Consider the following 14,725-nt stretch of genomic DNA (forward strand, 5'->3'; position numbering starts at 1 on the left):
AAAGTCGAGAGGTTCGCTGGCAGATGATCAGAGCCAGGGTAGTGAGCAGCGCAAGTCCCGACGTCATCGGCTCCCCCGAGCACGGCTCGGCGGCGGACACGCCCCCGCCGGGGCCGCCGACGAGGGCTGGGAGCGGCCCGCCCGACGGCCGCCCCAGGGAACGGCTTTGGGACCACCGTCGATCACATCCTTCGACGCATCGAAATATTGCGTTATGGTTTCGAACCATCGTAGGCTGCCGTGGGAGCGCTCCCGGGCCGGCCCCGTCCGTCGTCGCCGAAGCGCGGCACCCCCACCACCACGACCAGATTGCGATGGTCCACCATGAAGCATCCTCCACGCCGGCTGCGGCGCCTGCTGGTCGCCACCGGCGCTGTCGGCGCGTTGACCCTCGGCGCGTTGACGGCCCTGCCCACCACCAACGCGATGGCCGCGACCGGCTGCTCCGTGACATACACGACCAACAGCTGGTCCGGCGGGTTCACCGCGAGCGTCACCATCACCAACCTCGGCGACGCGGTCGACGGCTGGACCCTCGGGTTCAGCTTCCCCGACAGCGGCCAGCGGCTAACCCAGGGCTGGTCGGCCACCTGGAGCCAGAGCGGCAGCTCCGTCACCGCGCAGAGCATGACCTGGAACGGTTCACTCGCCACCGGAGCCAGCACCAACATCGGCTTCAACGGCAGCTTCACCGGCGCGAACCCGTCGCCGAGCTCGTTCACCCTCAACGGCACGGTCTGCACCGGTTCGACCACGCCCACCACTCCCCCACCGACGACGCCACCACCCACCACTCCGCCGCCGACCACGCCTCCGCCCGGCGGCCAGACTCCGGTGGACATCAACGGCCAGCTGCGCGTCTGCGGCGTCAACCTCTGCAACCAGTACGGCCGGCCGATCCAGCTGCGCGGCATGAGCACCCACGGCATCCAGTGGTTCGGCCACTGCTACAACAACGCCTCCCTGGACGCCCTGGCCACCGACTGGAACGCCGACCTGTTCCGGATCGCGATGTACGTGCAGGAGCAGGGGTACGAGACCGACCCCGCCGGATTCACCAACCGGGTCAACAACCTGGTCGAGGAGGCCACCCGGCGCGGCATGTACGCGATGATCGACTTCCACCTGCTCACTCCGGGTGACCCGATGTACAACCTGGAGCGCGCCAAGACCTTCTTCGCCTCCGTCTCCGCCCGCCACGCCGCGAAGAACAACGTCATCTACGAGATCGCCAACGAGCCCAACGGGGTCAGCTGGTCGACCATCAAGAACTACGCCGAGCAGGTCATCCCGGTGATCCGGGCCAACGACCCGGACGCGGTGGTCATCGTGGGTACCCGGGCCTGGTCCTCGCTGGGCGTCTCCGAGGGCGCCAACCACAACGAGATCGCCGACAACCCGGTCAACGCCAGCAACATCATGTACGCCTTCCACTTCTACGCCGCCTCGCACCTGGACAACTACCGGGCCGAGGTGGAGCGGGCGGCAGCCCGACTGCCGCTGTTCGTCACCGAGTTCGGCACCGTCGACTACACCGGTGACGGCGGGGTCGACCTGGCCAGCAGCACCCAGTGGCTGGACCTACTGGACCGGCTGAAGATCGGTTATGCGAACTGGACCTTCTCCGACAAGGCGGAGGGCAGCGCCGCGCTGCGGCCGGGCACCTGCAACGGCAGCAACTACACCGGCACCTCGGTGCTGACCGCCTCCGGCGCCTTCATGCGGGAGCGCATCCGGACCCCGGACAACTTCCCGACCAGCTGATCCGAACGCACCACCACCACGCGGCCCCGGCGGTTCACCGCCGGGGCCGCCCTGGTGCTGAGGCCGAGGTCACCGTGGGCAGCCGAGCACCGGGCCGATCAGCGAATCGGCCGGCCCGGCGGAGCCCGCCCGGTACTCCTGCAGCGGCACCGTGCCAGCCCTCCACGAGGCCAGCACCGGCTCCACGATGCGCCAGCACTCCTCGGCGACGTCGCCGCGTACCGAGAGGGTCGGATCGCCCTCGAAGGCACCGCGCAGCACCTCGCCGTACGCGGGCAGGTCGCCGGGTCCGAAGTTCGCCGCGAGGTTCACCTGATCCAGATCGAAGGGATTGCCGGGAGCGTTGATGTTGAGGTCCAGACCGAGCCGGTCCGGGCCGAAGCCGATCCGCAGCCGGTCGGGCCGTTCGTAGCCGGTCAGACCATCGGGAACCCGGGCCGGCTGCTTGAAGGTGACCACCGCCTCCTTGCGTACGCCGTGCACCGCCTTGCCGGAGCGGAGCCGGAAGGGCACTCCCGCCCAGCGCCAGGTGTCGACCGTGACCACCAGTTCCGCGAGGGTCTCGGTGCCCCGCCCGGCGTCGACGCCGGGCTCGTCGGTGTAGTTCGGCAACCGTCGCCCGGCAGCTTCGCCCGCGGTGTAGCGGGCCCGCCGGCTGGCCCGCGCCGGATCGTCCTGCCACAGCCGGGTGGCCCGCAGCACCTGCGCCTTGCGCCCCCGCAGTTCCTGGGCCTGCAGGGTCGGCGGCGGGTCCATGGTGAGCAGGGCCAGCACCTGGAGCAGGTGGGACTGCACCATGTCCACCAGCGCGCCGGTGCCGTCGTAGTAGCCCGCCCGCCCCTCCAGGCCGAGAGTCTCGTCGAACACGATGTCCACGCAGGCCACGTGCGCCGAGTTGAGCACCGGCTCGAAGATCCGGTTGGCGAAGCGCAGGCCGAGCAGGTTGAGCACCGTCGACTTGCCGAGGAAGTGGTCGATCCGGTGGACCTGGTCCTCCGGTACGATCGTGACCAGCAGTTCGTTCAGCGAGCGGGCCGAGACCCGGTCGACGCCGAAGGGCTTCTCCAGCATCAGCCGGGTGCCCGGCGGCACGCCGACACGGGCCAGCGCGGCGGCGGCCCGGGCGGTCACCATCGGTGGCAACGCGAAGAAGATCACCACCGGTCCGGCGCAGCAGCCCAGCAACGACCGCAGGTCCTCCTCGCGCGTGACGTCGGCCGGCACATAGCGTGTGTCGCGGATGACCTCGGACTCCGCCGGACTCACCTCCCCGGCGGCGGCGAAGGAGTCAGCCACCCGACGCCGCCAACGCTCGTCGTCCCAGCCCTCCATCCCGCTGCCGATCAGCCGCAACCCGGGCACCGCGCCGGTGGCCACCAACCGGCCCAGGCCGGGCAGCAGCAACCGCCCGGTCAGGTCACCGGTGGCGCCGAGCACCAGCAGTGTCTGCCGTACGCCGTTGCGGGCGGGTCGCGTGGGGACAGCGGCGGGCGCGCTCGATGCCGACGTCGTCATGCCACCACCATGCCCTGCCCGACGATCGGCAGGTGCCGGACCCGGTGGGTTTCACCGGGTTTCGCGCACCGATCCACCCCGCCGCGTTCCGGTCGGATCGCGTCGCCGTCGCGTCGCCCGCACGGATCGTGGTGTCGGGCCGGCGAGCCGATCTTCGTATGGCAGTCTGGTGTCACCGTCGGTCGGGACGAGGCCGACGGCGTGCCCGACCCCTGCGAGGAGACGATCGATCCGATGGCTGCGGACGTCACCAGCACCGACGAGTGGCAGGCCCTGCGCAAGCACGCCGACGAGATCCGTGGGACGCACCTGCGGGACCTGTTCGCCACCGATCACGACCGGGGCCGACGGTTGGCCGTCGAGGTGGCCGACCTCTACGTCGACTACAGCAAGAACCTGGTCACCGACGAGACGGTACGCCTGCTGACCGCCCTGGCCGAGCGGGTCGGCCTCACCGATCGGATCGCCGCGATGTTCACCGGTGCCCACATCAACGGCACCGAGGACCGCGCCGTGCTGCACACCGCGCTGCGGCTGCCGTCGGACGCGACGCTCGGCGTCGACGGCCAGGACGTGGTGGCCGACGTGCACGGCGTACGCAGGCGGATGGCCGAGTTCGCCGACAAGGTGCGCTCCGGGCAGTGGCGTGGGCACACCGGCGAGCGGATCCGCACCGTGGTCAACATCGGCATCGGCGGCTCCGACCTCGGGCCGGTGATGGCGTACGAGGCACTGAAGGCGTACCGCGACGGCGGTTTGAGCTGCCGCTTCGTGTCGAACATCGACCCCACCGACATCCACGACACCACCGCCGACCTGGATCCGGCCACCACCCTGTTCGTGGTGGTGTCGAAGACCTTCTCCACGCAGGAGACCCTGGCCAACGCCGAGCAGGCCCGGCGCTGGCTGCTGGCCGGACTCGGCGCGGACGCCCACGCGGTGGCCCGCCACTTCGTCGCGGTCAGCACCAACGCCCAGCGGGTCACCGACTTCGGCATCGACCCGGCCAACATGTTCGGCTTCTGGGACTGGGTGGGCGGCCGGTACTCGCTGCCCTCGGCGGTCGGCCTGTCGGTGATGTTGTCCATCGGGCCGACCCGCTTCGACGAGATGCTGGCCGGCTACCACGCGGTGGACGAGCACTTCCGCACCACCGCGCTGGCGGACAACGCGCCGGTGCTGCTCGGCCTGCTCAACGTCTGGTACACCAACTTCCTGGGCGCGCAGACCCACGCCGTGCTGCCCTACTCGCAGTACCTGCACCGGTTCCCCGCCTACCTGCAGCAACTGACCATGGAGAGCAACGGCAAGTCGGTACGCACCGACGGCCGTCAGGTGTCGTACGACACCGGGGAGATCTTCTGGGGGGAACCCGGCACCAACGGTCAACACGCCTTCTACCAACTGCTGCACCAGGGCACCCGGCTGGTGCCGGCGGACTTCATCGGGTTCAACGAGCCCAACCACGACATCGGCGACATGCACGACCTGTTCATGTCGAACTTCTTCGCCCAGACGGCGGCGCTGGCCTTCGGCCGCACCGCGGAGCAGGTCGCGGCCGAAGGCACCCCGGCCGACCTCGTGCCGCACCGGGTGATGGCCGGCAACCACCCGACCACCTCGATCGTGGCCGACCGGCTCACGCCGGCCACGCTGGGCCAGTTGGTCGCCCTCTACGAGCACATCGTGTTCACCGAGGGGGCGATCTGGGACATCAACCCGTTCGACCAGTGGGGCGTCGAGTTGGGCAAGGTGATGGCGAACCAGCTCGCGCCGTTGCTCACCGGCGACCGAGCTGACGTGACCGGTCTCGACTCGTCCACCGCAGCTCTGATCGGCCGGTACCGCAGCCGACGCCGACGCAACTGACGGCCCCGCGCGGGGGACGCGGGCACGTCGCAGCGCCCGGTCACGGCGCTCGTAGCGCAGCCCGCGTCCGGTCTCGGGTATCGAGAACTGTTTGGCCGCCGTCGACGTGTGGAGCACAGTCAGGCCATGGAGAACTCCATCACCGTCCGCCACCGCCCGATGGACGAGATTCTGGAAGGGTTGCCCCTCGTACGGCGTTCGCCGCGCGGCGTCGGCACTCTGGCGCTGACCGTACGCCGCCCGGCCGTCGACGCCCGCGAGGTGCTGTCGGAGGCCGAACTGGATCCGGTCGCCGGGCTGCTCGGCGACAGTTGGGGTCAGCGATCCAGCGATCGGACGGCCGACGGGTCACCGCACCCCGACATGCAACTCAACGTCATCAACGCGCGTTTCATCGAGCTGATCGCCGGGCCCGACCGGGACGCCTGGGCGCTCGCCGGGGACCAGCTCTACGTCGACCTCGACCTGAGCGTCGACGCCTTGCCCGCCGGCACCCGCCTGGCGATCGGCGACCAGGCCGTGATCGAGGTGACCGACCAGCCGCATACCGGCTGCGCCAAGTTCGCCGCCCGATTCGGCCGTGACGCCCACAAGCTCGTCTGGACCGACGAGGGCAAGGCAATGCGGCTGCGCGGCCTCAACGCCCGGGTGATCGTGGGTGCGACGATCAGGACGGGCGACACCATCCGGCAGCTGCCTGCCGGCCAGCCACACGTCGAGGCAGCCTGACCAGGCGCGGATCGTCCACGGACGTCGCAGGGCCACACCGGGAGAACAGCGTCTCCGCTCCCGGGTTGCCGTCCACCGACGACCGGAGACAGCCCGTCACCGACCGATGTCGATCGGTGACGGGCCGGTGACCTCCGCTGGACTGTCACGCAACTGTCATCCAACCGTGCGGTCGACTCCAAGGTCGTTGCGCAAGGTGGTGGTCCATCGGGGCGGCGCGTCGGGGTCGCCGGCGTCAACGACGAAGGAGACCGCTGTGGTGATGCCGTGGCCCTGGCCGATGCCCGACGACCACTCCTTCCGCGCCTTGTGGGAGGAGCCGCAGCATCACGACGAGGACGTCCGCCTCGCCGCGCTGGTCGCCCAGCGGCTGAGCGCCGACTGGTCTACCCGGAGGCAGCAGATCACCGTGATGGTGCAGAACCGGGTCGTGATCCTCACCGGCCTGGTCGCCAGCGCCGAGACCCGTCGCGCGGCCGGAGAACTGGCCTGGGACATCGAGGGCGTGGCGGACGTCTGCAACGCACTCCGGCTGACCGGAGCGCGGCGGGGCCGCCGTTGAACTTCGGCCCGTCCACGGTGCCCGGCACCGGCTTCGTGGACGGGCCGAACACGCAGACCGGCGAGCCGGACGGTTACGCGGACGCCGTCCCACCCGGGGCCTGGCCCTGGAGGAGGGCCAGCGCGTCGGCGCGGGTGTCCGCGATGGGAAACACCTCGTCGAGCAGGGTTACCCGCAGCACCTGACGGATCAGCGGCGAGGTCGACACCAGGCAGAGCTGTGCGCCGCGTTCGGCAGCGCTGCGGTGCGCGCGGACGAGCAACCCGAGGGCGGTGGAGTCGAGGAGGTCCGTCCGACCGAGGTCCACCACGACGTGCCCGCCCATGTCGGCCGCGTGCCGCAACGCCATGCCCAGGTTGTCGCCGGTGTCGACGTCGACGTCTCCGGCGACGGTCACCACGGTCACGGCACCGAGATGCTCGATGCCGAGAATGCCGCCGGGAACGCCCACGGAGGCGGGGGCGAGCTGGGTACAGTGCGCGCAGCGGTGCGGGCCGTCGGCCAGCGGTGAGCCGCTCCAGCCGTGTTCGGACACCAGCGGCCAGACCACCTCCGCGTCGGAGGGCACCCGCGGCGCGGCAACGGTGTCGCCGCAGTTGTCACAGGTCAAGGTGACCAGATGGTCATCCAGGACGATGGCCATGGCGTGCTCCTTCCCAGGTCGGAGGGGTCGGGGTCCCACCCTGCCGGGGCCAGGTGGCGGGTACCGCGCGGACACATGACGGTTGGGTGACGAATCGGCCCTCCGTCTCCAGCGGTCGGATCGACGACGACGGCATCGGATTCGTCGCCCGGTTTGAGACGATAGGCGCAGAGAGATCAGTTGATCCCTGTGTGCGACGGGAGGTCGAAGGATGCGACATTCACTACCCACCGACGAGCCGGTCGGCAGGCTCGAAGTGGTGCACCGGTTCCGCGGCCCGATGCCCACCGGGGTGACCGTCTCGCACCGTGGCCGGATCTTCGTCAACTTTCCCCGGTGGGGTGACCAGGTGCCCGCGACCGTGGTGGAGCTGCGGCGCGGACGGGAGGTCCCCTTCCCCGACCTGCGCTGGAACACCCCGTCTGGCGACGACGACCCCTCCGCCTTCGTGTCCGTGCAGAGCGTGGTGGTGGACCCGATCGACCGGCTCTGGGTACTCGACACCGGCAGCCCGATGTTCAGTCCGACGTCACCCGGCGGGCCGAAGCTCGTCCGCGTCGACCTGAAGACCGACACCGTCGCCCAGGTGATCACCTTCCCGCCCGACGTGGTGCTGCCCACGTCGTACCTCAACGACGTGCGCTTCGACCTGCGTCGCGGGGAGGCCGGGCTGGCCTACATCACCGACTCCGCCGACGGCGCGCCCAACGCCATCATCGTGGTCGACCTGGCCAGCGGCACGTCGTGGCGGCGACTCAACGACCACCCGTCCACCAAGGCCGCGCCGCTGGCGGACTTCCGTCCGGTGGTCGAGGGACGTCCGTTCCTCGTTCGTCCCCCGGACGGGCCTCCGCAGCCGGTGGGCGTCGGCGCCGACGGCATCGCCATCTCCGCCGACGGCGCCCGGCTGTACTACTGCGCGCTGGCCACCCGCCGCTGGTACAGCGTAGCCACCGACGCCCTGGCCGACCGTGCCCTCAGCGACGCGCAGGTCGCCGCGACGGTGGTCGACGAGGGCGACAAGGGCGGCGGCGCGGACGGACTGGAATCCGACGACGCCGGCCGGATCTACCTCACCAACTACGAGCACAACGCGGTGCTGCGACGGCGCCCCGACGGGGAGTTCGAGACCGTGGTGCACGACGCCCGCCTGCTCTGGCCGGACACCCTGAGCGTGGCCACCAACCGGCACCTCTACGTGATCGCCAACCAGGTGCACCGCCAGCCGCCGTTCAACCGTGGTCGGGATCTGCGCCGCCGCCCGTACGCCCTGTTCCGGACCCGCATCGACGCCGGACCGGTGCTGCTACGGCCGTGACCACCGGTCCCCGATCGGGTGGAAACGACGCCCGATCGCGACGGTGCGCCGCAGCCCGCACGTAGCGTCGCGGGCAGGTGCCCCACGAGGTGAGGAGCGGGTCGTGACCGAGCCGGAGGAAGAGCGCGAGAAGAGCGCGAAGACCGATCCGGTGCTGTTCTCGCCGGACGGCGACCCCCACCACAACCCGGCGCAGGCGCCGTTGCCCGACGAACACCCGCCGGTGACGTACACCCACGACGGTGAGACCGACGTGCTCGACGGCGAGCAGTAGCGGTCACCCGCATCCCCGGTCGGCGGCAGGCCGGAGGAGGCCGACGGGGCCCTACCGCGATCCGGTCCGCAACGCCGCGGTCAACTCGTCGTCGTACGTGGCCAGGGCCCGTCCGTCGACGGAGTAGGCGACCAGCCGCCCGTGGGCCATGGTGGCCGACCGGAACGAGAACGTCCGTACGCCCGGATAGGCGGCCAACAGCGGAATGTCGCGCGGTGGGCCCCCGGGAGCGGAGTGGTACTCCAGCCGCGCCACCTGCGCGGAGACCACGCCGTTGACCCGTACCTTGGTCTCCTCCCTGCGGACACCGAAGGTGACCGGGGCGTCGGTGCCGTAGCGGGCGCACTCCACCGGCCCCCGGCACACGAAGAAGTACCGCGAGTTGACCACGTCCGACAGCCGGTACGCCTTGAAGGTCGGGTCGGCTCCGGCCGGCAACGGCTGCACGGCGAAGAACGCCAACGCGCCGAGGGAGGCGACGCCCACCCGCAGCCATCCTCGCCCGCCGACCCGGGCGCGGTGGGCACGGGTGGCGGTGAGCGCGACCGCGCCGAACCCCGTCACACAGAGCACGGCCGTGCCGATGACCCGGGCGTTCTCGAAGAGGAACTGCACGCCGGGTCGCATCGACACCGGAGCCAGCACCGCGCCCAGCGACAGCACCATGCTGGCCAGCAGCAGTGCACCGGCCACCCGCCGGGCAACGCCGAGCGTGCCCACCAGCAGCATCGCGGCCAGGACGGTCCACACCTGGTGGTGGGTCCAGGACACCGGGGACGCGGCCACGGTGGCGCAGCCGACCAGCACCGCGGCGTGTCCCGGGCGGCCCAGCCGGGCCAGCGCCCGCGCCCGGAGCAGCGCCACCGCGCAGATGGCGACCACCAGGGCGGCCCAGACCACCGGGAGGGCCGCCGGGTCCATGCCGAGGCGGAGCAGCATCCCGTGCACCGACTGGTTGCCCAGTGACGCCAGGTTGCCGATCCGGGAGGTCTGGGTGACCGTGCCGGCCCAGTAGGTCAGGCTCTCGCCGGGCAGCACGGCCAGGGCCAGCACCCCGCAGACGACGAAGGCGGCCACCGCGCGGGCCGCGTCCCGGTACCGGCCGCAGACCAGGAAGTAGAGCACGAACAGCAGCGGAGTCAGCTTGACCGCCGCCGCCACACCGACGAGCAGGCCACGCGTCCGCGACGGCGACGCCATCGCGTCGAGCAGGGCCAGCAGCACGATGAAGATGCTCACCTGACCGAACCGCAGGTTGCTCTGCACCGGTGCGGTGACCATCAGCACCGCCGCCACCGCCGCCACGTTCAGTGACGCCGACGTCGTCACGCCCGCCCCAGCCGACGCGCCGACGCGGCCCGCGGCGAGCGCGCGACCGACAGGTACGGCTATGGCGACCACGGCGGCACAGGTGGCCGCCAGCCAGATCGCCTCGACCACACCGAGCGGGACGGTCGTGATCGGCCAGAGGACGAGCGCCGCGAACGGTGGATAGGTGAACGGCCCCCCGTTCGGCGCCACATATCCGTACAGCGGACGGCCGGCCCGGAGGTCGGTCAGCGCTCCGTGGTAGATGTGCAGGTCGGAGAGGCGATCCGGACGGCGCAGCACGAGCACGACGGAGACCGCCGCCGCCACCGCGAAGCCCAGCCACAACAGCGCCACCCGACGATCCCGCATGGACAGAGGATAGGAGCAGCGGGGCGCGGGCGTGGGCAACTCGGCGTGTGGAGCACCGGCTCGGGCCGCCGCCGGGCGCGCTCGGCCGCCACTGCCCCACCGCTCGGCGCGGCACCGCCACCGCTGGGCGCGGCCAGCCCACCACACCTTGTCACGCCTCCGTCACCACGAAGAGAATTGTCGATGCGTTCTGAGAGCCGGACGAGGTAGGGCATCCGGGCAGCCCTCGATCGGAACACCATTCTGTCTCCTTCCGTCCGGAGGACCCGTTACATGAAGAGAGCGATCCGACTGTGGTGCGCCGCCCTGGCAGCCACCGTGCTGACGGCGCTGGCCGCCCTGTCCCTACCGACAGCGGCCTCGGCGGCGTCGTTGACCGAGGTGACCAACTTCGGCGCCAACCCGAGCAACCTACGGATGTACCTGTACGTACCGGACCGGGTCGCGCCGCAGCCCGGCCTGCTGGTCGTCGTCCACTACTGCACCGGCAGCGGGCCCGCGATGTACTCGGGAACCCAGTACGCCAGGCTGGCCGACCAGTACGGCTACATCGTGATCTACCCGTCGGTGACCCGCAGCAGCCAGTGCTTCGACGTCTACTCGTCGCAGGCGCTGCGTCGCGGTGGCGGCAGTGACCCGGTGGGCATCATGTCGATGGTGGAGTACGTCCGAGCCCGGTACTCCGTGGATCCGACGCGAATCGCCGCGACCGGCACCTCGTCCGGGGCGATGATGACCAACGTCCTGCTCGGGCTCTACCCCGACGTGTTCCGCGCGGGCGCGGCGTTCGCCGGGGTGCCCTTCGGTTGCTTCGCCACCACCGGCGGCTCGGAGTGGAACAGCGAGTGCGCCAACGGGCAGATCATCCGTACCCCCCAGCAGTGGGGAGACCTGGTCCGTAACGCCTATCCCGGTTACACCGGGCCACGGCCACGGATGCAGATCTGGCACGGCACCAACGACGAGATCCTGCGCTACCCAAACTTCGGCGAGCAGGTCAAGCAGTGGACCAACCTGCACGGCTTGAGCCAGACCCCGACCTTCACCGACAGCCCTCAGCCCGGCTACACCCGGACGCGCTACGGGGGTTCGGGCGGTGACGCGCCGGTCGAGGCGATCAGCATGCAGGGCGTCTCGCACAACCTGCCCGTCGACGCCGCGCAGGCGATCCGGTTCATGGGGCTGGACAGCACGTCACCCACCCCGACGCCAACCACCACGACGCCCCCGCCCACGCACACGCCCAGCCCCACCCCCAGCCCCACACCCTCGCCGACCACGCCACCGCCGGCGGCGGGGTGCCGGGTCGCGTACGAGGTCAACGCCTGGAACACCGGGTTGACCGCCTCGGTCACCATCACCAACACCGGTGGCACGGCGATCAACGGCTGGAACCTGGCGTTCACCCTGCCGACCGGGCAGACCATCACCAACGGCTGGAACGCGACCTACTCGCCGACCTCAGGCGCGGTGACCGCCCGCAACGTCTCCTACAACTCCACGATCGCCGCCAACGGCTCGGTCACCATCGGTTTCCAGGCCAACCACAGCGGCAACACCGCCAGCCCGTCCTCGTTCACCCTCAACGGCGCTCCCTGCACGGTCACCTGACCGTCGCCCGACCCGGTGTCCGTACGGTGGCTGCCGTGCGGACACCGGTCGTCGGGGTCGCTGTCGACCATTGGCTTGACGGAGATAGCAAGATATATTCCTGTCAATATCAGGAAAGCGCTTGCTCTGCGTCGTTCACCACTCCGGCACGCGCTCCACCACCGCACCCGTACCCGGAGGAACCCGCATGCTGTCCAGGACAGGAAGACGAACCCCTCGGCGCTGGCTGGTCGCCGCCACCACCATGGCGCTGCTCGGCGCCGGCCTGGTCGTCGCCGCGCCGAGCGCCCAGGCCGCCACGGTGAACCCCAACACCACGTACGTGTTCGTCAACCGGCACAGTGGCAAGGCGATGGACGTGTGGAACTGGTCCACCGCCGACAACGCCCCGATCAACCAGTACTCCCGCACCGACGCCGCGGTACAGCAGTGGCGGTTCGTCGACGTCGGCAACGGCTACTACCAGATCCGCTCCGTACACAGCGGCAAGGTCCTCGAACTGCCCAACGCCACCGACGGTGTCCAGCTCGTCCAGAACACGGCGGCCAGCGGCAACAACCGCCAGCACTTCCGGCTCGCCGACTCCGCCGGTGGGTACGTCCGGTTCCTCAACCGGCACTCCAACAAGGCCCTCGACGTCTGGGCCTGGTCCACCGCCGACGGCGGCATGATCTCCCAGTACCAGGACCTCGACGGCGCCAACCAGCAGTGGCAGCTGGTCGCGCTGGGCGGCGGCGACAACGGCAACGGCTGCGGCAGCGGTTCCTTCCAGGCCGAGGCGGTGCTCAACGGCGGCACCTGGACCGCCCGCAACGGCGGCAGCACGGTCTACACCGGCAACGACATGCGGGCCGCCGTGCAGGCGGCGGTGAACAGCCTCAGCCCCGGGCGGACCAGCAAGCAGCGGGTCGTGGTACGCGGATCCGGCTCGATCAGCGCCGGCTCCCGCATCTCGCTGCCCAGCTACACCACGATCGACGTCTGCGGCACGATCAACGTGACCGGCTCCGGCTCCGGTGACCAGGCGCCGATCTACTCGCGGGGCACCACCCAGGTGGAGGTGCAGAACCTCACCGTCACCGGCAGCCCGCTCTACGGCATCTTCATGCGCAACGTCACCAACGTGATCCTCGGCCGGATCGACATGCGGCTCTCCAGCGGACTGGGCGTACGCATCGACAACCGGGGCGACACCAGCCAGTGGACCCGTAACGTGCGCATCGACAACGTCTACGTCTCCGGCGCCAGCTCCCACGCGGTGGAGACCTACGGGGTGGACGGGTTGACCATCGGGACCGTGACCGCCCGCAACGTCGGTCAGTCGGGCCTGCTGCTCAACGAGACCATCAACGCCACCGTGACCACCGTCGACGCGGAGAACGCGGGCGCCGGCACCGGCTACGCGGCGTTCCGCACCGCCAACCGGGCCGGGCGGATCGGCTCCAGCTACCCGATCAACATCCGGGTCGACACCGTACGGGCGCGCGGCGGCGGCCGTGGCATCTTCTGTGTCTCGGAGTCCGGCGGGGTGGCCGTCAACCGGGTCGACATCGCCAACACCGGAAACAACGCGATCCTGCTGGAGAACTGTTACGGCGTCGACATCGCGGCCGGTGGCGGCACGATCAGCGGTGGCGGTGAGGTCCGGTTGGCCGCGCGGACGGAGTTCCCCGGCAACCGGGACATCACCCTACGGAACTTCACCCTGGTCAACAGCAGGATCCTGGAGAACCCCTGCACGACCAACCTGACCATCAGCAACATCGGTCTGAACAACTCCAGCATCAACCGCTGCTGACCGTCCCCTGAGGCGACCGACACGGTCTCACCGGTACCGCTTCGGCGGGATCGCCGGAGAGCGCCCACCCATCGGAGGTCGGCGCCGCGACCGGGTTGGTCTGCGGGTCCGGAATGGTCCCCTGCCCGTCGCGGGTACTGCATCCGTCCGAGGAGCCGGGGCTGGACGTCGACATCGAGCGCAGCACCCGTACCGGCCGACGGCACTGCCGGTCGACCGGGCTGGAGGGCCGGCGCCCTGCACCAATGCACCGTCGGCCTCCGACACGCCAGGGCCCGGCGCGGGGATGTCCCCCGCACCGGGCCCGTTGTGCTGGATGGATCAGCTACCGGAGCAGGTGAAGCTACCGGATGGTCCGGTGCCGGTGCCCTGGAAGCCGAACTCGGTACTGCCGCCAGCGCCGACGTTGCCGTTGTAGTTGACGTTGCGGAACGTCACGTTGCCGCTGGTACCGCTCGGGTTGGCGTTCCATGTGTTGGTCAACGAGCTACCGCCCGGAAGCCCGATGGTGACCGCCCAGCCGTTCAGACTGCTGGAACCGGCGGTGACCCGGATCTGGGCGACGAAGCCCCCGTTCCACTGGTCCAGCGACGCCACCGACGCCGTGCAACCGGAACCGCCCGGCGGCGGGCTGGTCGGCGGCGGCGTGGTGGGCGGCGGCGTGCTCGGCGGCGGCGTCGTCGGCGGAGGCGTGGTGGGCGGCGGGTTGCCGTCGTTCAGGGCCTCCAGCGTCGCGTGGTACGCCTGCTTCTTGTTGCCGTTGTTGTCGAACAGCAGCGGGGTGCCGTACGAGCGCCACGAGTCGCTGTCCCGGATGCCCCACACGGTGATGCCGTTGCAGCGCGGGACGGCGAGGCAGTCCTGGACCACCCGACGGTACGTCTCCGCCTGCTGGGTGCCGGAACCCTCGATGTCCAACTCGGTGATCTGCACGTCGACGCCGAGGGCGGCGAAGCTGGACA

Annotated in this window: 12 protein-coding genes; 8 read left to right on the forward strand and 4 right to left on the reverse strand. The window is 70.4% G+C overall.

From position 1 onward, the window contains the following. Window positions 1-324 precede the first annotated feature (324 nt). Window positions 325-1,764 carry a cellulase family glycosylhydrolase gene (locus FF096_RS24265; RefSeq protein WP_196222629.1) on the forward strand — a complete coding sequence of 480 codons (1,440 nt, stop codon included), beginning with the start codon at window positions 325-327 and terminating at the stop codon, window positions 1,762-1,764. Between the two features lie 69 nt (window positions 1,765-1,833). Here the strand turns inward: FF096_RS24265 and FF096_RS24270 are convergent, their stop codons facing one another. Next, a complete protein-coding gene (locus tag FF096_RS24270) occupies window positions 1,834-3,279 on the reverse strand; it encodes a glucose-6-phosphate dehydrogenase (protein ID WP_155221882.1) in 1,446 nt (481 codons plus the stop codon). Between the two features lie 234 nt (window positions 3,280-3,513). Here FF096_RS24270 and pgi point away from each other — a divergent pair, with 234 nt between their 5' ends. From pgi to FF096_RS24285, 3 genes are all read left to right on the forward strand, one after another. Beyond that, window positions 3,514-5,148, forward strand: a complete 1,635-nt coding sequence (gene pgi, locus FF096_RS24275; protein WP_155221883.1) for a glucose-6-phosphate isomerase — start codon at window positions 3,514-3,516, stop codon at window positions 5,146-5,148. A 126-nt stretch (window positions 5,149-5,274) separates the two neighbouring features. Then, complete coding sequence (locus tag FF096_RS24280) at window positions 5,275-5,877, forward strand: MOSC domain-containing protein (protein ID WP_155221884.1); 603 nt, start codon at window positions 5,275-5,277, stop codon at window positions 5,875-5,877. A gap of 262 nt (window positions 5,878-6,139) precedes the next feature. After that, window positions 6,140-6,439 (forward strand): BON domain-containing protein, encoded by a 300-nt coding sequence (locus FF096_RS24285; RefSeq protein WP_155221897.1) that lies wholly within the window; start codon window positions 6,140-6,142, stop codon window positions 6,437-6,439. A 73-nt stretch (window positions 6,440-6,512) separates the two neighbouring features. Here FF096_RS24285 and FF096_RS24290 read toward each other — a convergent pair whose 3' ends face one another. After that, window positions 6,513-7,082: an STAS domain-containing protein gene (locus FF096_RS24290; RefSeq protein WP_155221885.1), complete on the reverse strand. Its 570-nt coding sequence runs from the start codon at window positions 7,080-7,082 to the stop codon at window positions 6,513-6,515. Window positions 7,083-7,293: 211 nt separating this feature from the next. Between FF096_RS24290 and FF096_RS24295 the strand changes: the two genes are divergently transcribed. Both FF096_RS24295 and FF096_RS24300 read left to right on the forward strand, forming a co-directional pair. Next, complete coding sequence (locus FF096_RS24295) at window positions 7,294-8,400, forward strand: L-dopachrome tautomerase-related protein (protein ID WP_155221886.1); 1,107 nt, start codon at window positions 7,294-7,296, stop codon at window positions 8,398-8,400. 103 nt (window positions 8,401-8,503) lie between these two features. Next, a complete protein-coding gene (locus tag FF096_RS24300; RefSeq protein ID WP_155221887.1) occupies window positions 8,504-8,674 on the forward strand; it encodes a hypothetical protein in 171 nt (56 codons plus the stop codon). 51 nt (window positions 8,675-8,725) lie between these two features. Here the strand turns inward: FF096_RS24300 and FF096_RS24305 are convergent, their stop codons facing one another. Further along, window positions 8,726-10,354 (reverse strand): glycosyltransferase 87 family protein, encoded by a 1,629-nt coding sequence (locus tag FF096_RS24305; RefSeq protein ID WP_155221888.1) that lies wholly within the window; start codon window positions 10,352-10,354, stop codon window positions 8,726-8,728. Window positions 10,355-10,627: 273 nt separating this feature from the next. On the opposite strand from FF096_RS24305, the gene FF096_RS24310 reads away from it, so the two are divergent. Beyond that, window positions 10,628-11,965, forward strand: coding sequence for a PHB depolymerase family esterase (locus FF096_RS24310; RefSeq protein ID WP_155221889.1), 1,338 nt, complete (start codon window positions 10,628-10,630; stop codon window positions 11,963-11,965). A gap of 187 nt (window positions 11,966-12,152) precedes the next feature. After that, a complete protein-coding gene (locus FF096_RS24315; RefSeq protein ID WP_155221890.1) occupies window positions 12,153-13,763 on the forward strand; it encodes an RICIN domain-containing protein in 1,611 nt (536 codons plus the stop codon). 321 nt (window positions 13,764-14,084) lie between these two features. Here the strand turns inward: FF096_RS24315 and FF096_RS24320 are convergent. Continuing rightward, a partial coding sequence (locus FF096_RS24320; protein WP_196222630.1) for an endo-1,4-beta-xylanase occupies window positions 14,085-14,725 on the reverse strand: 641 nt, incomplete at its 5' end.

Origin of the sequence: Micromonospora sp. CP22, from assembly GCF_009712475.1 — a bacterium.
GTDB lineage: Bacteria > Actinomycetota > Actinomycetes > Mycobacteriales > Micromonosporaceae > Micromonospora.

Bases quoted from the DNA above. Each gene is read 5' to 3' on its own strand.
- FF096_RS24295 (WP_155221886.1), top strand. From the start codon at position 7,294: ATGCGACATTCACTACCCACCGACGAGCCGGTCGGCAGGCTCGAAGTG.
- FF096_RS24290 (WP_155221885.1), bottom strand. From the start codon at position 7,082: ATGGCCATCGTCCTGGATGACCATCTGGTCACCTTGACCTGTGACAAC.
- FF096_RS24310 (WP_155221889.1), top strand. From the start codon at position 10,628: ATGAAGAGAGCGATCCGACTGTGGTGCGCCGCCCTGGCAGCCACCGTG.
- pgi (WP_155221883.1), top strand. From the start codon at position 3,514: ATGGCTGCGGACGTCACCAGCACCGACGAGTGGCAGGCCCTGCGCAAG.
- FF096_RS24285 (WP_155221897.1), top strand. From the start codon at position 6,140: ATGCCGTGGCCCTGGCCGATGCCCGACGACCACTCCTTCCGCGCCTTG.
- FF096_RS24280 (WP_155221884.1), top strand. From the start codon at position 5,275: ATGGAGAACTCCATCACCGTCCGCCACCGCCCGATGGACGAGATTCTG.
- FF096_RS24315 (WP_155221890.1), top strand. From the start codon at position 12,153: ATGCTGTCCAGGACAGGAAGACGAACCCCTCGGCGCTGGCTGGTCGCC.
- FF096_RS24305 (WP_155221888.1), bottom strand. From the start codon at position 10,354: ATGCGGGATCGTCGGGTGGCGCTGTTGTGGCTGGGCTTCGCGGTGGCG.
- FF096_RS24270 (WP_155221882.1), bottom strand. From the start codon at position 3,279: ATGACGACGTCGGCATCGAGCGCGCCCGCCGCTGTCCCCACGCGACCC.
- FF096_RS24265 (WP_196222629.1), top strand. From the start codon at position 325: ATGAAGCATCCTCCACGCCGGCTGCGGCGCCTGCTGGTCGCCACCGGC.